The organism is Arthrobacter sp. G119Y2, assembly GCF_038069765.1.
GTDB lineage: Bacteria > Actinomycetota > Actinomycetes > Actinomycetales > Micrococcaceae > Arthrobacter_B.
Genome location: NZ_JBBPFS010000001.1, coordinates 559,275 through 579,686, shown reverse-complemented (window position 1 = coordinate 579,686; position 20,412 = coordinate 559,275). Strand labels below are relative to the sequence as shown.

The 20,412-nt window shown below is 65.1% G+C and carries 21 protein-coding genes; 9 read left to right on the top strand and 12 right to left on the bottom strand.

Annotated features, from left to right (window positions below):
* Positions 1-46: 46 nt before the first annotated feature.
* Positions 47-913 (top strand): CoA transferase subunit A, encoded by an 867-nt coding sequence (locus tag WKB88_RS02770; protein WP_341393012.1) that lies wholly within the window; start codon positions 47-49, stop codon positions 911-913.
* Positions 913-1,671 (top strand): CoA-transferase subunit beta, encoded by a 759-nt coding sequence (locus WKB88_RS02765; RefSeq protein WP_341393011.1) that lies wholly within the window; start codon positions 913-915, stop codon positions 1,669-1,671. Before WKB88_RS02770 ends, WKB88_RS02765 begins: the two co-directional genes overlap by 1 nt.
* Before the next feature lie 18 nt (positions 1,672-1,689).
* On the opposite strand, the gene WKB88_RS02760 is transcribed toward WKB88_RS02765, so the two are convergent.
* Positions 1,690-2,307 (bottom strand): TetR/AcrR family transcriptional regulator, encoded by a 618-nt coding sequence (locus tag WKB88_RS02760; RefSeq protein WP_341393010.1) that lies wholly within the window; start codon positions 2,305-2,307, stop codon positions 1,690-1,692.
* Between the two features lie 119 nt (positions 2,308-2,426).
* On the opposite strand from WKB88_RS02760, the gene WKB88_RS02755 reads away from it, so the two are divergent.
* Complete coding sequence (locus WKB88_RS02755; RefSeq protein ID WP_341393009.1) at positions 2,427-4,037, top strand: AMP-binding protein; 1,611 nt, start codon at positions 2,427-2,429, stop codon at positions 4,035-4,037.
* 100 nt (positions 4,038-4,137) lie between these two features.
* Here WKB88_RS02755 and WKB88_RS02750 read toward each other — a convergent pair whose 3' ends face one another.
* The 7 genes from WKB88_RS02750 to WKB88_RS02720 all read right to left on the bottom strand — a co-directional run bounded on the left by WKB88_RS02750 (position 4,138) and on the right by WKB88_RS02720 (position 11,698).
* A complete protein-coding gene (locus WKB88_RS02750) occupies positions 4,138-5,358 on the bottom strand; it encodes an acetyl-CoA C-acetyltransferase (RefSeq protein WP_341393008.1) in 1,221 nt (406 codons plus the stop codon).
* Positions 5,358-6,167 carry an SDR family oxidoreductase gene (locus WKB88_RS02745; protein WP_341393007.1) on the bottom strand — a complete coding sequence of 270 codons (810 nt, stop codon included), beginning with the start codon at positions 6,165-6,167 and terminating at the stop codon, positions 5,358-5,360. The genes WKB88_RS02750 and WKB88_RS02745 overlap by 1 nt, the downstream gene beginning before the upstream one ends.
* A gap of 150 nt (positions 6,168-6,317) precedes the next feature.
* A complete protein-coding gene (locus tag WKB88_RS02740) occupies positions 6,318-7,907 on the bottom strand; it encodes an ABC transporter substrate-binding protein (protein ID WP_341393006.1) in 1,590 nt (529 codons plus the stop codon).
* 77 nt (positions 7,908-7,984) lie between these two features.
* Entirely contained in the window at positions 7,985-8,791 is an 807-nt protein-coding gene (locus WKB88_RS02735) for an ATP-binding cassette domain-containing protein (protein ID WP_341393005.1), read from the bottom strand.
* Positions 8,788-9,849, bottom strand: coding sequence for an ABC transporter ATP-binding protein (locus tag WKB88_RS02730; RefSeq protein WP_341393004.1), 1,062 nt, complete (start codon positions 9,847-9,849; stop codon positions 8,788-8,790). The genes WKB88_RS02735 and WKB88_RS02730 overlap by 4 nt, the downstream gene beginning before the upstream one ends.
* Entirely contained in the window at positions 9,846-10,760 is a 915-nt protein-coding gene (locus WKB88_RS02725) for an ABC transporter permease (protein ID WP_341393003.1), read from the bottom strand. The genes WKB88_RS02730 and WKB88_RS02725 overlap by 4 nt, the downstream gene beginning before the upstream one ends.
* Positions 10,757-11,698: an ABC transporter permease gene (locus WKB88_RS02720; RefSeq protein ID WP_341393002.1), complete on the bottom strand. Its 942-nt coding sequence runs from the start codon at positions 11,696-11,698 to the stop codon at positions 10,757-10,759. The genes WKB88_RS02725 and WKB88_RS02720 overlap by 4 nt, the downstream gene beginning before the upstream one ends.
* Before the next feature lie 174 nt (positions 11,699-11,872).
* On the opposite strand from WKB88_RS02720, the gene WKB88_RS02715 reads away from it, so the two are divergent.
* Positions 11,873-12,322: an acyl-CoA thioesterase gene (locus WKB88_RS02715; RefSeq protein WP_341393001.1), complete on the top strand. Its 450-nt coding sequence runs from the start codon at positions 11,873-11,875 to the stop codon at positions 12,320-12,322.
* A 13-nt stretch (positions 12,323-12,335) separates the two neighbouring features.
* Here WKB88_RS02715 and WKB88_RS02710 read toward each other — a convergent pair whose 3' ends face one another.
* The 4 genes from WKB88_RS02710 to WKB88_RS02695 all read right to left on the bottom strand — a co-directional run bounded on the left by WKB88_RS02710 (position 12,336) and on the right by WKB88_RS02695 (position 15,934).
* Complete coding sequence (locus WKB88_RS02710; protein ID WP_341393000.1) at positions 12,336-13,436, bottom strand: MBL fold metallo-hydrolase; 1,101 nt, start codon at positions 13,434-13,436, stop codon at positions 12,336-12,338.
* Positions 13,437-13,473: 37 nt separating this feature from the next.
* Positions 13,474-14,247, bottom strand: a complete 774-nt coding sequence (locus WKB88_RS02705; protein ID WP_341392999.1) for an enoyl-CoA hydratase-related protein — start codon at positions 14,245-14,247, stop codon at positions 13,474-13,476.
* A gap of 62 nt (positions 14,248-14,309) precedes the next feature.
* Positions 14,310-15,077: a hypothetical protein gene (locus WKB88_RS02700; RefSeq protein WP_341392998.1), complete on the bottom strand. Its 768-nt coding sequence runs from the start codon at positions 15,075-15,077 to the stop codon at positions 14,310-14,312.
* A 71-nt stretch (positions 15,078-15,148) separates the two neighbouring features.
* Positions 15,149-15,934 carry an IclR family transcriptional regulator gene (locus WKB88_RS02695; protein WP_341392997.1) on the bottom strand — a complete coding sequence of 262 codons (786 nt, stop codon included), beginning with the start codon at positions 15,932-15,934 and terminating at the stop codon, positions 15,149-15,151.
* 139 nt (positions 15,935-16,073) lie between these two features.
* Here WKB88_RS02695 and WKB88_RS02690 point away from each other — a divergent pair, with 139 nt between their 5' ends.
* Genes WKB88_RS02690 through WKB88_RS02670 form a run of 5 tightly spaced genes read left to right on the top strand, consistent with a single transcriptional unit; the run spans position 16,074 to position 20,410 of the window.
* Positions 16,074-17,786 carry an AMP-binding protein gene (locus WKB88_RS02690; RefSeq protein WP_341392996.1) on the top strand — a complete coding sequence of 571 codons (1,713 nt, stop codon included), beginning with the start codon at positions 16,074-16,076 and terminating at the stop codon, positions 17,784-17,786.
* Positions 17,783-18,343 carry an FAS1-like dehydratase domain-containing protein gene (locus WKB88_RS02685; RefSeq protein ID WP_341392995.1) on the top strand — a complete coding sequence of 187 codons (561 nt, stop codon included), beginning with the start codon at positions 17,783-17,785 and terminating at the stop codon, positions 18,341-18,343. Before WKB88_RS02690 ends, WKB88_RS02685 begins: the two co-directional genes overlap by 4 nt.
* The gene (locus tag WKB88_RS02680) at positions 18,340-18,828 is read left to right on the top strand and encodes a Zn-ribbon domain-containing OB-fold protein (RefSeq protein WP_341392994.1); all 489 of its coding nucleotides are present in this window, start codon (positions 18,340-18,342) and stop codon (positions 18,826-18,828) included. Before WKB88_RS02685 ends, WKB88_RS02680 begins: the two co-directional genes overlap by 4 nt.
* The gene (locus tag WKB88_RS02675; protein ID WP_341392993.1) at positions 18,825-19,235 is read left to right on the top strand and encodes a hypothetical protein; all 411 of its coding nucleotides are present in this window, start codon (positions 18,825-18,827) and stop codon (positions 19,233-19,235) included. Before WKB88_RS02680 ends, WKB88_RS02675 begins: the two co-directional genes overlap by 4 nt.
* A complete protein-coding gene (locus WKB88_RS02670) occupies positions 19,232-20,410 on the top strand; it encodes a lipid-transfer protein (protein ID WP_341392992.1) in 1,179 nt (392 codons plus the stop codon). The genes WKB88_RS02675 and WKB88_RS02670 overlap by 4 nt, the downstream gene beginning before the upstream one ends.
* Positions 20,411-20,412 lie beyond the last annotated feature (2 nt).

Below are 20,412 nucleotides of genomic sequence, written 5' to 3'. Positions count from 1 at the left end.
CCAAACAAGCGCTAGGTTTCGCAATGATGCGGGAAATGAGGACCGGATGCCCGATAAGAGGATTGGCCTGAGTGAGGCGGTTTCGTCCATTGAGTCAGGAATGACCGTTGGCATCGGGGGGTGGGGTTCCCGGCGCAAGCCCATGGCTGCGGTCCGCGAGCTGCTGCGCAGTGACGTGACGGACCTGACCGTCGTCGCCTTTGGCGGTCCCGACGTCGGCCTGCTGGTTGCCGCCGGCAAGGTCCGCAAGCTCATCTACGGCTTCGTGTCGCTGGACAGCATCGCCCTGGACCCGCTGTTTACCGCAGCCCGTGAACGCGGCGAGCTGGAGATCAATGAATATGACGAAGGCATGTTCGTCACCGGGCTGCGCGCCGCAGCCTCGCGGCTGTCCTTCCTGCCGACGCTGGCCGGCATCGGCTCCGATGTCATGGCGGCTAATCCGCATCTGAGGACCGTGGGATCCCCCTACTCCGACGACGAGTATGTTGCTGTGCCGGCGACGCCGCTGGACGTGGCCCTGATCCACGTGAACCGCTCCGACAGCGGCGGCAACGCCCAGTTCCTGGGCCCGGATCCGTATTTCGATGACCTGTTTGCCATGGCGGCAGCACGCACCTTCGTCACCACCGAGCGAATCGTGGAAACGGAGGACCTGCTGGATGAGGGCTCCTTCCACACCCTGATGCTCAGCCGCATGTACGTCACCGGCGTCATCGAGACGCCCCGCGGGGCGCACTTCACCACCTGCGAGCCGGACTACGGCCGCGACGAGGCGTTCCAGAAGCACTATGCCGCCTCCGCCAAAGACCCTGAAAGCTGGCGCGCCTTCGTTGCCGAGTTCCTCGGCGGCGACGAAGCCGCCTACCACGAGGCGGTTGCCCGCTTCCACGCAGTACAGGAGAAGAAGTAATGACCGCAGACGCCACCATCGCCGAAATCTGCATTGCGGCGTGTTCCGACACCTACCGTGAATCCGGCGAGATCCTTGCGCATGCCGTCGGCACCATTCCGACCATCGGAGCCAGGCTCGCCAAGGTCACCCACTCCCCCGACCTGGTCCTCAGCGACGGGGAGGCCTTCATGATGAGCGAACCGCCGCCGCTGGGCAAAACGGCGGCCGGCGGAGGAGTCATCGAGGGGTGGGCCCCGTTCCGCCGCATCTTTGACATTGTGGCCAGCGGACGGCGGCAGAGCATGATGGGTGCCAGCCAGATTGACCGCTTCGGAAACCAGAACATTTCCCTGATCGGCGACTGGAACAAGCCCAAGCGCCAGCTCATTGGCGTGCGGGGAGCTCCGGGCAACACTGCCAACCACCGGGTGGATTACTGGGTGTCCCGGCACAGCGCGCGTCTGTTCGTCGAATCGGTGGACATGGTTTCGGGTGTCGGAAACGACCGTGCGCGTGCGGCCGGCACCTCGATGCGGTTCCACCATCTGGGCGTGATTGTCACCAATCTGGCCGTCCTGGGTTACGACGACGGCGGCCGGGTCACGGTTCTCTCCGTCCACCCCGGGGTCGATCCTCAGGAGGTCATCGACAACACCGGCTTTGCCCTCGAGGCGGAGGGTGCTCCGCTGACCCGTGTTCCCACCGACGAGGAGCTGCACCTGATCCGCGAGGTGCTGGATCCGCGCGGGAGCCGGTCCCGGGAAGTCCCGAACTAGACCGGCTCCTGACGCGGATTAGTCCTGCAGGAGGCCTGAGTGGATCAACTCCAGGAAGTGGCGGCCGGCGCTCTCGGCGGAGTGCCGGCCGCCCGGGCGGAACCAGCGCACCGTGGACCAGACGGCGTCACGGATGAACCGGTACGTCATGGCGGAATCCAGGTCCGCGCGGAAGACTCCCTCGCGCTGGCCTTCCTGAATCACTTCCTGCCAGATGGATTCAATGCGGGCACCTTCTTCGGCCACGAATTCAAAGCCGGGGAGATTGGCCAGAAACGCTGCCTCATTCTGGTAAATGCCAACGGCGTCCGGTTGCTTCTCGATGGTGACAAAGGCGGTCCGGACGAGTTCGTCAAAGACATGCCGCGGCCCGCCTCCGGCGGCGGCAATCTCCTCCGACCGCTGCCGCAGTCCGCCCTGGAAGGACCGCAGGATTTCCTCAAGGATCGCTTCCTTGGAGGAGAAGTGATGGTAGAGGCTGCCGGAGAGAATACCCGCTTCGTCGGCAATGTCGCGCACCGTCGTCGCGGAGTATCCGCGGGTGGCGATCAGGCGGGCGGAAATCGCCAGCAGCTGTTCCCGGCGGTCGGACCCCTGCTCGCCGGCCGCTGGTTCCGTCTTTTTGCGCGTTGCCATCATTTCTCCTCGTATATAAATTCACCCAAGCATTTGCTCAATTCTCCCGTATTTTAGGCACGTTACTGTATTAGCCGCGCCATTGCGTTTTTTGTCACACGGAATGAAAGGATTCCTCGATGCATCTCTCCGACGCACGGACCATTCCCCAGCTGCTTGCCGGCATGGCGCGGCTCGGTGACCACCCCGCCGTCGTCGCCGCGGGCGCTGCCGTCTCTTACCGCGAACTCGGTGAACGCATCGCGGAGGCCGGGCGCGCCTACCTGGCCCAGGGGGTGAGGCCGGGTGACCGGGTGGGCCTGTGGGCCCCGAACCGGCTGGACTTCATCCTGGCCATGCTGGGTGCACAGTCAGTCGGTGCGGCGGTGGTGCCCCTGAACACCCGGTACACCGGCCACGAAGCCGCCATGATCCTGCGGCGCTCCGGTGCGTCTGTCCTGGTGGTTGCCGACGATTTCCTCGGCCGCCGGCCGCTGGAAACGCTGCGTGCAGCGGCTGCGGAGGCCCTCGGTGACGGCGCTGTGGAGCCGGGTGATGCAGTTCCGGTGCCGGGTCTGCCGAAGGTGCGGCTTGTTGTCCGGCTGGACGGTCCGGCGGACGAACACGGGGAGAGCAGCTGGAAGTCCTTCCTCGCGGACGGCGCAGGCCAGGAGGCGCCTTTCGCTGCGGCGGCCGCCGCGGTACAGCCCGACGACGTCGTCGACATCCTGTACACCTCCGGAACCACAGGCCTTCCCAAAGGCGTCATGAGTGCGCACCGGCAGACACTGGGCGTGGCCCGGGCCTGGGCTGCGGGCGCTGAGCTGTCCGCCGGGGACCGCTACGCCGTGGTCAATCCGTTCTTCCACGGTTTCGGCTACAAAGCCGGAGTAATTGCAGCGCTCCTGGCCGGGGCCACCATCTATCCGGTGGAAATCTTTGATGCTTCCGCACTGCTGGACCTGGTCCAGAAAGAACGCATCAGCGTCCTGCCCGGCGTGCCCACCATCTTCACCTCGCTGCTGAACCACCCGGATCTGAAGAGCTATGACACCTCGTCCCTGCGCTTCGCCATTGCCGGCGCCGCAACTGCCCCGGAAACACTGTTCCGGGACATGTCGGAGGTGCTCGGCTTCCGAACCGTGGCACAGGCGTACGGCATGACCGAATGTGTGGTGGCCACGCTGTCCCGGCCCGGTGAATCCCTGGAGCACGCCAAGCAGACCACGGGCCCCGCAGTTGAAGGCGTCGAGATCCGCGTTGTCGATGCAGCCGGAAACGATCTCCCCGTCGGTGAAGACGGCGAGATCCTGCTGCGCGGCGACAACGTGATGCTGGGATACTTCGATGACCCGGAGGCCACTGCTAATGCCGTGGACGCCGGGGGCTGGTTCCACACCGGCGACATCGGCCGGCTGGACGAGCACGGGTGCCTGAAGATCACGGACCGTTTGAAGGACATGTTCATTGTGGGCGGCTTCAACGTCTACCCGGCGGAAATTGAGAACGTCCTGCGGCAGCACCCCGCCGTCAACGAATCCGCCGTGGTTGGCGTTGACGACGAACTGATGGGGTCGGTGGGCAGGGCTTACGTTGCCCTGCTGCACGACGCCGATCCGATGCCGTCGGCTGATGACCTGGCGGCCTTCTGCAAGACCAGGCTGGCCAATTACAAAGTGCCCCGCAGCTTCGTCATCGTCAACGATTTTCCGCGCAACAGCACCGGCAAGGTTCTGAAGTCAAAGCTGTGAGCCGATAACCCGGCACTGATCGTCAGCACACGCTAAAGGGCGGTTGCGGGGAGTTCCCGCAACCGCCCTTTCGCGTCACTGCAGCCGGTCGAGGCAGCAGCTAGCTCAGCCGCTCCAGGATCATGGCCATGCCCTGGCCGCCTGCGACGCACATGGTTTCGACGGCGAACTGCTCGTCGCGCTCCTGCAGCGCGTGGATCGCCGTCGTGGTCATGCGTGCCCCTGTCATGCCGAAGGGGTGACCCAGGGCAATGGCCCCGCCGTTGACGTTGACCTTGTCCGGGTCGATGCCGATGTCGTCAATGGAGGGCAGCACCTGGGCGGCGAAGGCTTCATTGAGCTCCATAATGTCCATGTCGCCGATGGACATCCGGGCGTTGGCCAGTGCCTTGCCCACGGCGTCGACGGGGCCCAGCCCCATCAGCTCCGGCGTCATGGCTGCGACGCCGGTCGAAACGATCCGGGCCAGCGGCGTCAGGCCCAGTTCGGCCGCGCGGCGGTCACTCATGATGACCAGGGCGGCGGCGCCGTCGTTCAGCGGGCAGCAGTTGGCCGCCGTGACGGTGCCGTGTTCGCGGAACACCGGCTGCAGTGTCGAGAGTTTCTCGAGCGTGACGCCTGCGCGCGGGCCGTCATCAGTGGAGACAACGGTTCCGTCGGACAGGGTGACCGGGGTGATGTCGGTTTTCCAGAAACCGCGGACCGCGGCGGCCTCGGCGAGGTTCTGGCTTCGCACCGCCCACTCATCCTGCGCCGCACGGGAGACACCGCGCAGCTGTGCCACGTTCTCGGCGGTGTCGCCCATGGCAATGTAGATGTCGGGGTGTTCTCCGCGTTCCCGCGGATCACTCCAGCGGGCCTCGGGGTCCTTGGCCATGGCCTTGGTGCGCTCCATGCCCTCGAAGTATGCGGGGTTCTTCGTATCGGGCATGCCGTCGGACTTGCCGAAGCCGAAGCGTGAAACGGTCTCTACGCCGGCTGAAATGAACACGTCGCCTTCGCCCGCCTTGATCGCGTGCAGTGCCATCCTGCTGGTCTGCAGGGACGAGGAACAGTAGCGGTGCACCGTGGTCCCCGGAACGGAATCCAGGGCGAGCTGCATGGCCACCATGCGGGCAATGTTGTAGCCCTGTTCCCCCGCCGGCTGGGCACAGCCCATCATCAGGTCATCGATGGTGGAAGGGTCGAGGCCGGGCACGGCGTCAAGGGCAGCCCGCACCATCTGCGCCGCGAGGTCGTCGCCGCGCATCCCGCGCAGTGAACCCTTATTCGCCCGGCCAATGGGTGAACGTACCGCAGAAACAATTACCGCTTCGGTCATCAGTGTGCTCCTTCTACTTCATGAGGTTTGAGAATGTCGGCGTGCGGGGTGTGCGCCAGGAAGGCGGGCCATTCGCCGCCGCCGTCGACGTCGAGCACTGCCCCGGTAATGTGGCTGGCCAGCGGCGAGGCCAGCATGACGCAGGCCGCACCGATCTCGCCGGGCAGGGCCAGCTGTCCGCGGGGAATGGTGGCTGCCACGCGGGCGTAGCTGTCGGCGTCCCCGTAATGATCTGCCGCGCCCTCGGTGGCCACCAGGCCGCAGCTCACGGCATTGATCCGGATCCGCGGCGCCCACTCAACAGCCAGGCTGCCGGTCAGGCTTTCGAGGGCGGCCTTGGCTGCCCCGTAGACCGCGGTGCCCGGACTCGGGCGGCGGGCGCTGATCGACGTGATGTTGATGATGGATCCGCCCTGCTCCTGCGCCATCATGACCGGGTGCACTGCGTTGGCCAGCTGTGCCGCAGAAAGGAAATTCAGCTCCGTTATCGCGCGCTGGTAGCGGGCCGAACCGGCTTCAAAGCGCCCGAACGGTGAACCTCCGGCATTGTTGACCACCACGTCGATCCGTCCGCGGCGCTGCACGACGTCGGCCACCCAGGCGCGCACCTGCGCATCATCGCGCACGTCCACGGCGCTGAAGTTCACCCCCTGCACTGCGGTTCCGGCTGCCGGTTCCGGTTCTGTCCGGCCGCAGATTTCGACGACGGCGCCGGCGTCAACGAACGCCTCGACAATGCCGGCACCCACACCGCGTGCGCCTCCCGTGACGAGTACAACCCAGTCTGTGAGATCGATAGTTATCGACATCGGTTCCCTGTCCTTTCTTCGCGACGGCGCGAATGGTTCACACTGTACCAAGCAAACGCTAGGTTTGTTACCCGTGGGCTGAGATGTTATGCACGGCTCACGGGAGAATTCGCACCAGATTCGCTGGTGAAGCCGGGTGCGGCAAAGTGCCTACTTGGCCAGCTCGAGGAACCGGAAGTCCTGAATGCCCGCGTTGCCCCATGGAATGTTTTCGGGGTTCATGAGTTTGTCCGAGTGGACATACATGGCCTCGATCGAACAGATGGGCACGTACCACGCGCCGTCGAGGGCGGCCTTCCAGATCTGCTGGTAAAGTCCGGCCCGCTCTTCCTGACTAAGCAGCGGATTGGCGGCCTGGTCCGCAAGCGGTGAGACTTCTGCAAGCTGTTCCGGCAGGGCCGCCAGCTTGTATGAGGACGTGATGTATGAGTTCACTGTCCCGGCGGGGTCCGCATGAGGAGCAACGGCTGCATGGACGAATGATTGCAGGTCACCCGCGATGTAGCGCGAGGTGCCCTCGCTGACCGGGACCGGGCTGAGCTCTGCGTTGATCCCGGCTTCAGTCAGCTGTGCCTGGATGGCATTTCCGGCCTGGTCCGCATTGGAGCCGGCGGGGGTTGTGATCTCAATTGACACCGATCCCAGCTTCGAAACGAGCTCCTTGGCCTTCTCCGGGTCGTAAGGGTACGCGCCGTTCCAGTCCTGGATTGCCGGCCACTCCGAGTCCGGGTAGAACTGGCTCCGCGGCGTGCAGCGGTCACTGAAAAGCCCGTTGATCCCGGCCGGATCAATGGCGTGGGCAACAGCCTGACGCGCCTCCGGCTGGGCCATGTCGCCTTTGGAGGAATTGATCATCAGTCCGAGCGAAGCACGGAACCGGACATCGGTTGTTCGGACCTCCCCGGTCTTGGCAAGCTGCTCCGCCTGGAGAATATCGGTGGGCGAACTGATCGAGGCGAAATCCGCGGCACCTGTCCTCACAGCGTTAAGGCGGGTAATCGCATCGGGCACGTTCTCGATCTGTATGCCCGCAAGCTGGCCGACGGAATCATCCCAGTAGCCCTCCGACGCTGTGAAGACCGACTTTTCGTTCGCCACGAAGCTGTCAACAACGTATGGGCCCGAGCCGGCGTCGACCTTGCCCGTCGCAATGTCACCGACCGATCCGGCTATCGCGGCGGGGCTCACAATCATGCCGACGTTCGTGGTCAATACACCGGGAAGCCCGGCACCGCGCCCCTCCACGAGATTGATGCGGACGGTGTCAGCGTCCACGGCGTCCACCGAGGTAATGTCCGTGAGGTACTGCCGAACCGAACTGTCAGGAGTGTCCCTGCCGCGGTCAAGGTTGATTTTGACTGCCTGCGCGTCCAGCTTCGTGCCGTCGTGGAACATAACATCGTCGCGAAGTTGGAGTTCGAGATAGCTGCCGTCATCAGCAAATGACCACGCCGTTGCAAGGCCTGGCAGGATCACGTCGTTGGAATCAACCACCAGGAGACGGTCGTACAGCAGACTCGTAAAAGACTGCTCGCCCGCGCTCGTCTGCATGATGGGGTCGAGCGACCGCGAGGGCATCGGCGTGACGACCCGGAGTACGGCCGAGGGGTCGGCTTCCGCCACAGCGCCGTCTCCGGCGGGTGCAGCTGATCCTCCGTTGCCGGCACAGCCTGCCAGTGCCAGGCCGATGACTGCAATGGGGGCGATCATGTGAATGCCGCGTCTGCGCTGAGGTGACATCTGATTCCTTTCGTCATAACGGCTCAGGAAGGGCCGAGGTTGCGGCGGAGGCAATGTCCTCCGCACGGTGTCGAGGGTTAGTTCTGTCCCCGGCGGGGAGGGATCGGATTGGGGGTGGCACTTATCAGTTCGCGCGTGTAGGCGTCCTGGGGGTCCCTGAATATAGAGGCGGCAGGCGCGGTCTCGACCACCCGTCCGCCGCGCATGACGAGTACCCGGTCGGCGATGATTTCAACCAGAGCAAGATCGTGGCTCACAAAGAGGTAGGTCAGATTGAACTCCGACCGAAGGTCCTGGAGCAGGTTGATGATCTGGGCACGGACCGACACGTCCAGGGCGGTAACGGGCTCGTCACAGACGATGAGTTTCGGCTTTAGGGCGATTGCCCGGGCAATGGAAACCCGCTGGAGCTGCCCGCCCGAGAGTTCAACCGGATACCGGTCCAGGTACCGGGAGCTGAGGCCGACGGTATCGATGAGCTCTGCTGCCCGCCGGTCCCGTTCCGTCCGAGACATAGGGGTGTGCGCCAGCAACGGCTCGGCCACGCAGGCTCGAATTGTCATCCGGGGGTCCAGGGAGCTGTACGGATCCTGGAAAACCATCTGCATGTGCTCGCGCGCGGTACGGAGTTCCCGCGGATTCAAGGAACGAATGTCCATTCCGGCCAGGCGGACTGCGCCTTCATCCGGCTCAATGAGTCGGATGACAAGACGGCCGAGCGTGGACTTGCCGGCGCCGGACTCCCCGACAACGGCCAGGCATTCGCCTTCCTCAACCGTAAAGCTGACGTCATCGACAGCAGGAGCGGCCGGACCCTGGCGCCCGAACAGCTTCCTGCGCCGGGTAAAGGTTTTGGACAGGTGTTCAACCTCAAGCAGACTCATGCGACAACCCCCGCGAGAGCCAACTCGGCGGTCCTGGCGCACCTTGCCGCGTGCTCAGCCTCCTGAGCCGCACTGACCTGCAGCATCGACGGCACCGCGCGGTTGCATACCTCGTCAAGGGCGAAATCGCAGCGCGGTGCGAACCGGCATCCGGGAAAGTGTGTCCCGACTGCAGGCAGCTGACCTGGTATAGCCAGCATGCGCCCGCCCGTATCCACCGCCGGCCGCGGGATCGCTCCCAGCAGTCCGGAGGTGTAGGGATGCGCCGGCCGGAAAAAGACATCGTCGACCGGGCCGTGCTCCACGACGTTTCCCGCGTACATCACCACCACCCGCTGGCAAAACTCGGCCACGACGGCGAGGTCGTGGGAAACAAACAGCACCGAGACCCCGGTCTCCTGCTGAATATCGGCGATGAGGTCCAAAATCTTCCGCTGAACGGTTACGTCCAGTGCAGTCGTGGGCTCGTCTGCGATGAGCAGCTCAGGTTCGCAGACCATGGCCATTGCAATCATGACCCGCTGACACATTCCTCCGCTGAAGGCATGCGGATACTCCCTGGCCCGAGCGGCTGCGTTCGGGATCCCCACGTGGTCAAGCATCTGGACTGCCCGCTTCCACGCTTCCCTTCGGGTAAGGCCGAGGTGGCGCCGCGCTGATTCGGCGATCTGGTCGCCTACGGAATATGCCGGGTTTAGGCTGCGGGTTGGCTGCTGGAAGATCATGCCGATCCGGGCACCCCGGATGGAGCGCATGGATCGTTCCGATGCCGTCACCACGTCCGTTCCATCGAACTGGATCGATCCAGCTGCCACGGTGGTGCCCGTCGCCGCATTGAGCCCCATAATCGATAGGGAAGTGACGGTCTTGCCGGAGCCGGATTCACCAACCAGAGCCACACTGGACCCTCGAGCCACTGAAAAGCTGACATCCTCGACAATTCGCATATGCCCGCTTTGCGTACCGGCGACGTCTATGGAGAGGCCTTCAACTTCGAGTAGATTGCCGGCGGCGGCCCTGGCGTTGGCGCCGAAGTCCTGGCGGTGCGGTTCGGTCATGATTTGGCTCCGTTCGAACGGGTTCGGATGAGCGCAGCGCGCATCCCCTCACCGAGGTAGGTAAAGGCCAGCACCGTGAGGAAGATGGCGATGCCGGGAGGCCACACGTGGAGAGGTGCAATGCCCATGGTGGAGGCAGCGTTGTCGAGCATCGACCCCCAGCTCGCGGTGGGCGGCCGCACTCCCAGCCCGAGGAAGCTCAAACTGGCTTCCGCTGCAACTGCCGTTCCGAGGGAGACCGCTGAGACCAGGATGATCGGAGGCGTCACGTTCGGAAGAATATTGCGCACGATGATTCGCCCTGTTGATGCGCCGACGGCCCGCGCCGCTTCAATGTAGGTGTCATTCCGGACTTCAAGTGTGCTTGCCCGGGCGACCCGGAAGGTGCGTGGAGTCAGCACAATGCCGATTGCCAGCATTGCCTCGGTGATACCCGGACCGAGCACGGCCACAATGGTGAGGGCAAGCACGAGTGAGGGGACGCTCATGAGCACATCCATGACCCGGTTCATTACCGTGTCGAACCACCCGCCGACATACCCTGCGATGATCCCCAGCGGCAGTCCGAGGACGAGCGTGATCGATACAGCCTGTACGGCAGCAAGGAGCGAGACCCGCGCACCGAAAATAAGTCTGCTGAGCGCGTCGCGCCCGTATTCGTCTGTGCCGAGCCAGTGCTTCGAAGACGGCGGAGCCAGCCGTTCCATGAGGTTCTGGGCATCGGGAGCAAACGGACTGATAACGGGTGCCAGGACGGCCACAGTGATCAGCAGCAGGATAAACAAGGTGCTCAGCAATGTCGCGGGTTTCTTCCACAGCCATCCCACACCTCCCGACCGGACCCGGGGAGTCGCTGCCTCCGGCTCCGGATCGGTAGAGGAAGCTGGCATCAACTTGACGGGATTTGTCATGCGCGCACCTTTGGGCTCAGGAATCCATAGGAAAGGTCGACGAGGAAGTTCACTACGACGACAACGAGGGTCGTGAAGAGCACGAAGCCAAGCACGACAGGGATGTCCCGGGCCTGTACGGCGTCGAGTGCCAGGCGGCCAAGCCCCGATATGTTGAAAATGAACTCGATTGCCACAGTGCCGCCCAAGATCTCAGCAACCCGGAATCCGAACACGGTGACCACGGGCACGAGTGCGTTTTTCATGCCGTGCTTGAACATCACACTCAACGATGACAGCCCTTTGGCGCGGGCATTCAGGACATAGTCGGTTGTCATGGCGTTCAGTAGTGACGACCGAAGCTGCATGACCAGTTCGGCGGCGGGGAGCACGCTGAGAGCCAGCGCCGGCAGGAAAAGGTGTGCCAACCAGGGGCCGATACCCTCCCCCGGCGGAACATAGCCAAAACTCGGAAAGAGCGGGATCTGGATGGCCAGGAGCGAGACGAGAAGCAGGCCAAGCCAGAAGGTTGGCATCGCGATCGCCAGCGCTGAAGCTGCGCTGACGAACCGGTCGAGCAGACCGTGCGGCCGGGCAGCAGCGGCGACAGCGAGAGCGACTCCGATCACCACCGCGATCAGCAGTGCCAATGCCACTAGGGAGAGCGTTGCCCCCAGGCTTCTGCCCAGCAGTCCGATGACAGTGGAGCCCGAAGTGAACGAGGTTCCCAAATCGCCCTGGACGGCACTGAGGAGCCAGTTCCCGTAGCGGACAATGAGCGGTGAGCCGAGGTTCAGCTTATCGCGGACGGCCTCAATCTGCGCCGGATCGGCGTTCTCGCCCGCGAGAATTGCGGCGGGGTCCCCCGGCACCAGTTCAATCATCGCGAACACCAGGAAGGGCACTACGACGAGAAGCGGCAACGTTGTGGCGAGCTTTCGCAGCAGAAACTTGATCATGCGGTCCGGCCCCCTGGCGCCGGAGGTCTTGCAGCCGTTAAGGCTCGAGCTTCATTGCACATCGTCACACCGTAGCCCAAGAACCAAGCAAGCGCTATGTTTGTTTTACGAGGCAGGACCCGTCCTGGAGCGGGCTTGCCAGCGGAACAACCGACGAAGGCAGGGAACAACCCGATGGACAGCCAGACGGCATCGGCAGCCACCCAGCAGCACCCGCTGCTGCACGAGCACACACAGCGGCTGAGCTATGCGGACACAGATCCCGCCGGAATCCTGTATTACGCTGCTTGGTTTCCGCGCATGGAGGCGCTGCAAACGGAATGGCTGTTCCTGCAGGGCCTGCGGCAGGACACGCTGCTCGAACGGTTCGGCTGGTGGACCGTGTCGAGAGCAACCCACTGCGACTACCTGCTTCCCGCCAAACTCTTTGACGAGATCACCATCGAGCTCCGCGTGGGAGATATCGGCACGTCCTCGGTGCGGTTCGACTTCGAAATGTGGCGCCGCACCGACAGCGCCCTGGTGGCCACGGCATCCAACTGGCTCGTGACCGTTTCTCCCGATCAACGGCCAATCCGGCTGCCGGCCGTCCTGCGGGAGTGCCTAGTCTCCGGGAGTGCCTAGTCTCCGGGAGTGCCTAGTCAGCGGAGCCAGCTGAGGCAGCCTCCGGGGGCCTGAGCGCGGGAAAGGGCGCAAGCAGCTCTGCCAGGTGCGGGCTTCGCGCCAGGTCCAGATGCATTTCCGTCTGCCGCAGCGCTGCATGCAGGAAGAATCCGGAAAGGCGGGACCAACCCGGCCCGTGCAGCAGCCGCGCATAGTCCCACACCGGGGCGTCTCCCAGCTCCGGCAGCAGATCCGCAATACGCAGCGTGCGCCGCAGCTGGTGCACGGAGATTTCAGCTGCCCGTGCGTCGAGCCCGAGGAAGCGGAACTCATGCCCCGGCAGCACCTCATGTGCAGCGAACCGCCGCAGGGACTGCAGCGACGTCAGGTAATCAGGCAGCGGCTGATCTCCGGGGAGGGCGCCGAGCCCGAACCCGGAGTGAATCTGCGGCAGTATGTGGTCACCGCTGTAGAGGAGCCCCCGGTCATTGTCGGCAAAGCACAGATGGCCACCGGTGTGGCCGGGCGTCGCAACAGCGGTGAGGCTGTGTCCGTCCAGGTCCAGCACGTCTCCGTCCGCCAGCAGCACGTCAGGCTCAATGTCGGAAAAATCGGGTGTGCGGGCAAAGGCAGCAACAAGCTCGGCGCGGCGCGCCTTGGGAACTCCCCATGCCTCCAGGACCCTGGTGTACGACGCCGGGTTCCGCAGCCCGGGACTGAGCTGGTAGGTCAGGACGGCCCGCTCTATGCCGGAGAGCACCACTCTGGCACCCGTCATGGCTTTGAGTGTGGAGGCGATGCCGAGGTGGTCGGGGTGGTGATGGGTGGCGACGACGGTGGAGAGGCCTTCGAGGGCAAGCCCGATCAGCCCCAGGGACCGGCGGAGGGAGTCAAGGTTCTCCGGCGAGTCCCACCCCGGATCCAGGATGGAGAATGAGGTTGAATCAGCACTGACCAGGACATAGCTGAGCGTGTAGGTGACGCTGCCTTCGGGGATGGGCGCGGCGATGGCCCACACCTTGTCCGCAACAGCTTCGGGCGGCGGCAGTTGTCCGGACTGCAGCGCGGCCAGCTGACCGGCGCTCGTGGTGCGGAGACGGCGCGTTTGATCGGCGTATGCTCCGGCGCCGCTCACGGGCGGAGCCCTGCAGGCACTTTATCCATGAGAGCCTTCAGCCGCGCTCGCCGCGGAAATCCACCGGTTTCCGGGCCAGGAACCCTGTGCGGGCCCGTGCGTACTCCTGTCTGCCCAGCAGGTCCGACTGAATCTCGAGCTCCCGCTCCAGGGCGGACTGCAGGGCGGGAGCCTCCGCGGCCCGCAGCAGGCGCTTGGTTTCCGATACTGCCGCTCGAGGCGCGGAGCACAGCCGCGCGACGACGTCGTCGACCCGGGAACCCAGTTGAGCATCGGGAACCACTTCCCCTACCAGTCCCCATTCGGCGGCGAGGGCCGCGGGAATCCGTTCTCCGCCAAACGCCATGCGGGCGGCCCGAATCCGGCCGGCGCCGGTCACGACGGCGTGGGTTGCCCCGCCGTCGGGCACCAGGCCCAGGGGCAGGAAGGGAAGGAGAAAGAAGGCTGATTCCGCAGCCAGCACCAGGTCGCAGGCAAAGGCAAGGGAAGCGCCCACACCTGCAGCCGGCCCGTTCACGGCGGCGATCACCGGTGCGGGGATCTCCGCAATCAGGGAGACCGCGTCGGCAGCAGCGGCAACGGTGGCTCCCGTAACGTCGGTGCCAAGATCGGCGCCGGTACAGAAGGCGCGGCCCGCTCCGGTGATGACGACGGCGTCCGCATCCCGGGACGATTCAAGGGCTGCGGCGAGTTCCGCAAGTGCTGCGGTAGAGACCGCGTTGAGGGTGTCCGGCCGATTGAAGCGCAGCCACACCACCCCCTGGCGCGATTCGGTGCTGACGAGGCTGTCGGTGGAATCTGTTAGCGCCATGTGCGCTCCCTTCGGTTGAGATGCTGGTGATGGTGTCCGGTGGACGGGGACGGACGGGAAAGCTACCAGTCCTGCCACGGAATGATGGTCTGCAGCGGCGACGCGAACAGTACTTCGCCAGTGTTCCGCGGGGCGTCCGGTGCGGTGCTGAGGGCCTGTTCCGCCCGTGCGACGTCCCGGGAGACCGGGCCCGGATCTTCGTCCAAGTAGAGCATCCGGATCCGCAGGCCGCCGGGAGGCTCGGACACTGAACCTTTGAACGGCAGGGTGCCGTGCTGCTGCGGATGGCTGAATGAGAACGTCCAGGCCCCGGCCACTCCGTCTACGCTGAGCAGTTCCGGAATAAGGCGGGTATCTTCCCAGGCGAAGGCTGTGTGTGCCTCCCGGCTGTGGGGCTCGGGATGGCGCGTCAGGGTCAGGTGCAGTCCGCGGTTGGGACGGTAGGGCAGGACATCCGGATCGACCAGCACCCTTGCCGCTGCATAGCCCTTGACCGGCCGAAAGAATCCGAGAAGCGGCCGCCGGACTCCCGGAATGATGGGGCCGCGCCCCCATTGGAACGAAGCTTCACCCAGACGGTCCCAGGCCGCGATGCTCTCCTCCACGGGTGCCCGGAACCAATACATAGCCACGTAGTCCGTGCCGTCCACGGCGGTTCCCCGAACGGGGTCCGCCTCCTTGCCGGTGCGCGCCCAGCGGTCCCCCCAGGCCACGCCGGGAAGGGCGAGGTTTTCCGGCCGGTGGTCGAGTTGATGCCAGCGGTTGTAGGCGCCGTGCGATGAGGCGTCCGTGAGTTCGACAAATGAAAAAAAGGCCATCTCGGCGAGCATGGGACTCCTTTGTCCGGCGCTTCTATGGCTAGCGCTCGTTTGGTTACGGTAACAGAGCTGCTGCCGGGACTTCACCGCGGCCCGCCCGCCGCCCCGTTGCCGAGCCCGGCACCGATGGCCGCGGCGGCCTGCAGTACCAGCGGCCCGGTGACCTGCTCCGGGATGGCTCCCCGGTGGGCAACGGACACTGCGCCGACCGGTCCCCCCGGACCCATGATTGCAGCGCCCACCGAGCTGACACCGCTGGCATGGCGGCTGCCGTCCCGGCAGGCCAGGCCCCCGCGCCGCCGAACAGCGGCAAGTTCCCGGTGGAGCTCGTCGCGGCCGCCCGGCCGGTTCACGCCGGCGAGCTCAATGACGGCGTCGACTTCCTCGCGGTCCAGCCAGGCAAGCATCGCCATGCCCGAGGTTGATTCCGGGGCATAAATCCTCGTTCCGATCCGGGTTGGCACGCTTGACCGCGCTCCAACGCCCGTTCTGTCCACGTAGTCCACAAATCCGCGGTGCATGATTCCCAGATGCGCAGTGAAGCCGGTGGCAGCCGCCAGCTCACCCAGTACCGGTGACGCGGCCTCGCGAAGTCCGTCAAAATCCGACAACACACCGCGGTATGCCAAACGCGGTCCGAGCACATAACCCCCGGCGTCGTGGCTCACCCAGCCCAGGTCCGCCAGCTGGCGGAGCAAACGGAAAGTTGTGGACCGCGCAAGGCCGGTGATGGCGGCTACATCTTCAAGCACGAGATGGCCGGGGGCCTCGCCCAGGCAGTCCATGATCAGGGTGACGCGTTCCAGAACACCGCTGCGGGGTCCTGCGTCTTCCCGCAGGGCCTCATCAAACGGCTGTGCATCAGTCATGGGTACAGCCTGCCGCGCGGCAGGCCCGGTGCCGGTCCGATTCCACCCAGTGGGATTCCACTGGGTGGGACAGCGGCGGAGCGGGGCTGAAGTTCACCTAGCGTGGACCCAAACGCTGGGACAACAAGGAGAAGATGCGGTGCGAACGTACGCAGAAGTGGTGAGAACCCGCGCACAGGATGAGCATGAGGGGCTGCGTTTCGAAGGCCGGAGCTGGAGCTGGGCAGAGGTGATCAACGAGGCCTCGGCCCGGGCCGCCGTTCTTGGAACGATCACGCCGGGTGCCGGACGGAGCCAGGTCCATGTTGGGATCCTGCTGCAGAACACCCCCGATTACGTTTTCTGGCTGCTTGCCGCAGCGCTGAGCGGCGACGTCGTCGTCGGCATTAATCCCACGCGGCGCGGCGCCGAGCTCACACACGACATGATGCATGCCGACTGCGATCTGCTGGTGAGCGAGCCCCTCTATCTGGCGGCAGATGACCGTCCCGAACTGCCGGTCCCCGCGGACCGTATCTTCGATGTGGAGTCCCCCGCATATACAGAGCTGCTGGCAGGCCATTCCGGGGCTCCCCTGCCCGCGGTGATCCCGGACCCGTCCGCAATCTATCTCCTGCTGTTCAGCTCCGGGTCCACCGGAGCGCCCAAAGCCGTGATCTGCACCCAGGGCCGGCTTGGCACCGTGACGCCCAGCCTGAAGGACCGGATTTCGCTGCACCGCGGATCGGTCAGCTACCTGCACCTGCCGCTGTTCCACGGCCACGGCATCATGATGAACCTGGCAACCGCAGCCGAGGCCGGCGCCACCGTTGTCATGGTGCGCAAGTTTTCGGCCAGCCGGTTCTCCCGCGACATCCGGGAGAACAAAGTGACCTTCGTGAACTATGTCGGGCGCGTGCTGAGCTACATTCTCGCCCAGCCGGAAGACCCGGCCGATGCTGAGAACTCCCTCGAGTCAGTCTTCGGCTCTGAAGCGTCCCCGGCGGAAGCGGAAGCCTTCCGAAAGCGGTTCGGATGTGAGGTCCGTGAAGGGTTTGGATCCAGCGAGGGCATCATCCGCATCGTCCCCGTCCCGGGCACACCCAGCGGTGCGCTCGGACTTCCCGCTGCGGGCATGACGGTGGAGATCCGCTCCGACGACGGCGCCGAATGCCCCCGGGCGCAGTTCGACGGCACCGGGCGCCTGCTCAACGCCGAGGAAGCCACCGGTGAGATTGTGGTGGTCGGGGCCGGGCCACGCTTTGAGGGGTACTACAAGAACCCGGAGGCAATGGCCGATCGGCTGCGTTTCGGCGGGGACGACTTCTGGACCGGGGATCTGGGATACCGCGACGAGGAGGGCTACTTCTACTTCGGCGGCCGGACCTCGGACTGGCTCCGGGTGGACGGTGAAAACTTTGGCACCGCCCCCATTGAGCGCATCATCTCCCGGCACCCGTCAATCTCCGGTGTCCATGCCTATGCGGTACCCGATCCCCGCACAGGCGATCAGCTCATGTGCACCGTGGTGCTCAATCCGGGTGCCGAATTCGACCCCGTCGATCTGGCAGACTTCCTGGCTGCCCAGCCTGATCTGGGCACCAAGTGGCGCCCAACCTTTGTGCGTGTTGTTGATGAAGCCCCCACAACGGCCAACGCCAAAATCGACAAGGCTCCGCTGCGCAGGGTGGCCTGGGAAGCAGAGAATGTCTGGTGGGCGCGGAACCGCAGCAGCGCCTTCATTCCCCTGGAAGAAGAACACCGCGAAGCCATTCGGGCCGAATTCATTGCCGCGGGCCGGATCAATTCCCTGCCGGCAGCATCGCAGGCACTCGTGGGGGCCGTTGGCACCGTAGGGGCCGGTGCCCGATGACGACGGCGGAGCAGGTACTGAGCGCTGAGGCGCTGCAGCGATTTGTCGGAACCGTCGCCGAGCCGCCCCGGATGGCGCGGTACGGGGTCTCGGAAGCGATGATCCGGAACTGGGCCGAAGCCCTGGATGACCGCAACCCGGTCTACGTCGATGAGGCGGCGGCACGGGAAAGCGGCCGCAGCGGCATCATCGCTCCCCCGGCCATGGTGTCCACCTGGGTAATGTCCGGATACCGCCGGTGGCGCGAGGTGCAGCGTGCCCGCGCGGCAGGCATCGTGGAGCAGACTCCGTACGCCGAGCTGCTGTCCCTGCTTGACCGGGCCGGCTACACCTCCGTGGTCGCCACCCGGATGGAGCAGGAGTACGAGCGGGAACTGACCGTGGGCCTGCAGGTCACCTGCCACATCACCATCGAGTCCATCACCGGACCGAAGCAGACGGGACTCGGCGAGGGCTACTTCATCATTCTCGGAAAACGCTACGAGGACGCCGACCAGGAAACCATCACCACCGAGCGCTTCACGCTGCTGCGGTTCCGGCCCAAGGAGGGCTCATGACAACCCCGGGTACTGCAGTTCCACCCATTGTGCGCACGCACGACAACGTGTTCTGGTTCGATGCTGCCGCCGAAGGGCGCCTGGTCGTCCAGCGCTGCACCGACTGCACCACGCTGCGCCATCCGCCGGCGCCGACATGCCCGAAGTGCCGTTCCTTCGAATGGGACTCAGTGGAGTCAAACCGGCAGGGAACCCTGCACAGCTGGACCGTTGTGCATCACCCCCAGGATCCCGCCTTCACCTATCCCCTGCTGGTTGGCCTTGTAGATCTCGACACCGGAACGCGTCTGGTGGCGGACTTCGAGCCCACCGACCATGACCTGCTGGCCGTCGGCTGCCCGGTGGAGGTCTTTTTTGCCGAGCATGCCCGCGGCGAGATGCTGCCGCGGCTGCGGCTCCGGCCACGGGGCAGCGAAGGAACAGCGGCAGAAGACGAATCAGCACTAGAAGACGCACCAGACGCACAGCACCAAGGAGTGTCATGACCACGAACGGTTTCGCACCGGGAGACCTGCTCCCCGAGCTGGAGATTCCCGTTGACCGCGCCTTTATTGTTGCCGGCGCCATCGCCTCGCAGGACTTCGAGGATGTGCACCACGACCCGGATGCAGCCGTCCGCCGCGGTGCCCCCGATGTCTTCATCAGCATCAACACGTCCAACGGTGTTGTCAGCCGCTACATCACCGACTGGGCCGGACCCGCTGCACGGCTGCGCTCCGTGTCGCTGCGCCTGGGCATGCCGCTGCACCCGGGCGACGTCCTGCACCTCACCGGAGAGGTCACGGCCGGGGACGGCGACGCCGTCACCGTGAACGTAACGGGAAACCATGAGCGCGGAATGCACCTCGCGGCAACGGTCAGCCTTCAGCTGCGGACGGAGCGTGCGGCGTGAGCGGATTTTCCGGCCGCGCCGCGATCGCGGGCATTGGTGCCACTGAGTTTTCCAAGGACTCCGGCCGTAGCGAGTGGCGCCTCGCCTGTGAAGCGGTCCTCGCCGCACTGGCCGACGCCCAGATCGGGGTGGAGGAAGTTGACGGCTTTTCCCTGTTCTCCATGGAAAACAACCCGGAAATTGCCGTAGCCCGGGCCCTCGGCATCCCGGAGCTGAAGTTTTTCAGCCGCATCCCGCACGGCGGCGGCGGGGCCTGTGCGCCCGTGCAGCAGGCGGCGCTGGCAGTGGCCAGCGGCGTTGCCGACGTCGTCGTCGTTTACCGCGCCTTCAACGAGCGCTCCGGCCACCGTTTCGGCTCCGGCCCGCCCCAGTTCGCCTATGCCAGCACCACAGACCAGGAGTACCGCAACTGGATTAATCCCTACGGCCTGCTGACCCCGGCGGCGCAGGAGGCCTTCCTGGCCCGGCGGTACATGCAGGAGTTTGGGGTCACCAGTGCCGATTTCGGCCAGATCTCCGTGTTGTCGCGCAAGCATGCCGCCAGGAATCCTAAGGCCTGGTTCCACAACCGGCCCATCACGATCGAAGACCATCAGGCCTCGCGGTTTATCGCCGATCCGCTGCGTCTGCTGGACTGCTGCCAGGAAACCGACGGCGGGCAGGCGCTGGTCATCGTGAGTGCCGAGCGTGCCCGCGATCTGCCGCATCCGCCGGCCATCATCACCGCCGCAGCGCAGGGCGTCGGGCCGCAGCAGATCTCCATGTCCAGCTACTACCGGGACTCCATCGACGAAATGCCGGAAGTTGAGCTGGTCGCCCGGCAGCTGTGGCAGCAGGCCGGGCACGGGCCCGAGGGCATCGACGCCGCCATCCTGTACGACGCCTTTACGCCCATGGTCCTGCTTCAGCTCGAGGAATACGGGTTCTGCAAGCGAGGGGAAGCCAAGGGCATGATCGCCGACGGCGCACTCGAGCTCACCGGCAGCCTGCCCATCAACACCCACGGCGGCCAGCTGGGCGAAGGGTACCTGCACGGCGTGAACGGCATTGCCGAAGGCGTGCGCCTGATCCGCGGCACCTCGACCAACCAGCCGGAGAAGGCCCTCTCAAACGTGCTCGTTACCGGCGGATCCCCCGTGCCGCACAGCGCCCTCATACTTGCCACCGACCATTGAGC

What these genes read in the sequence shown, in the direction of transcription:
- WKB88_RS02770 (WP_341393012.1), top strand. Translation starts at nt 47, where the DNA reads ATGCCCGATAAGAGGATTGGCCTGAGTGAGGCGGTTTCGTCCATTGAG.
- WKB88_RS02765 (WP_341393011.1), top strand. Translation starts at nt 913, where the DNA reads ATGACCGCAGACGCCACCATCGCCGAAATCTGCATTGCGGCGTGTTCC.
- WKB88_RS02760 (WP_341393010.1), bottom strand. Translation starts at nt 2,307, where the DNA reads ATGGCAACGCGCAAAAAGACGGAACCAGCGGCCGGCGAGCAGGGGTCC.
- WKB88_RS02755 (WP_341393009.1), top strand. Translation starts at nt 2,427, where the DNA reads ATGCATCTCTCCGACGCACGGACCATTCCCCAGCTGCTTGCCGGCATG.
- WKB88_RS02750 (WP_341393008.1), bottom strand. Translation starts at nt 5,358, where the DNA reads ATGACCGAAGCGGTAATTGTTTCTGCGGTACGTTCACCCATTGGCCGG.
- WKB88_RS02745 (WP_341393007.1), bottom strand. Translation starts at nt 6,167, where the DNA reads ATGTCGATAACTATCGATCTCACAGACTGGGTTGTACTCGTCACGGGA.
- WKB88_RS02740 (WP_341393006.1), bottom strand. Translation starts at nt 7,907, where the DNA reads ATGTCACCTCAGCGCAGACGCGGCATTCACATGATCGCCCCCATTGCA.
- WKB88_RS02735 (WP_341393005.1), bottom strand. Translation starts at nt 8,791, where the DNA reads ATGAGTCTGCTTGAGGTTGAACACCTGTCCAAAACCTTTACCCGGCGC.
- WKB88_RS02730 (WP_341393004.1), bottom strand. Translation starts at nt 9,849, where the DNA reads ATGACCGAACCGCACCGCCAGGACTTCGGCGCCAACGCCAGGGCCGCC.
- WKB88_RS02725 (WP_341393003.1), bottom strand. Translation starts at nt 10,760, where the DNA reads ATGACAAATCCCGTCAAGTTGATGCCAGCTTCCTCTACCGATCCGGAG.
- WKB88_RS02720 (WP_341393002.1), bottom strand. Translation starts at nt 11,698, where the DNA reads ATGATCAAGTTTCTGCTGCGAAAGCTCGCCACAACGTTGCCGCTTCTC.
- WKB88_RS02715 (WP_341393001.1), top strand. Translation starts at nt 11,873, where the DNA reads ATGGACAGCCAGACGGCATCGGCAGCCACCCAGCAGCACCCGCTGCTG.
- WKB88_RS02705 (WP_341392999.1), bottom strand. Translation starts at nt 14,247, where the DNA reads ATGGCGCTAACAGATTCCACCGACAGCCTCGTCAGCACCGAATCGCGC.
- WKB88_RS02700 (WP_341392998.1), bottom strand. Translation starts at nt 15,077, where the DNA reads ATGCTCGCCGAGATGGCCTTTTTTTCATTTGTCGAACTCACGGACGCC.
- WKB88_RS02695 (WP_341392997.1), bottom strand. Translation starts at nt 15,934, where the DNA reads ATGACTGATGCACAGCCGTTTGATGAGGCCCTGCGGGAAGACGCAGGA.
- WKB88_RS02685 (WP_341392995.1), top strand. Translation starts at nt 17,783, where the DNA reads ATGACGACGGCGGAGCAGGTACTGAGCGCTGAGGCGCTGCAGCGATTT.
- WKB88_RS02680 (WP_341392994.1), top strand. Translation starts at nt 18,340, where the DNA reads ATGACAACCCCGGGTACTGCAGTTCCACCCATTGTGCGCACGCACGAC.
- WKB88_RS02675 (WP_341392993.1), top strand. Translation starts at nt 18,825, where the DNA reads ATGACCACGAACGGTTTCGCACCGGGAGACCTGCTCCCCGAGCTGGAG.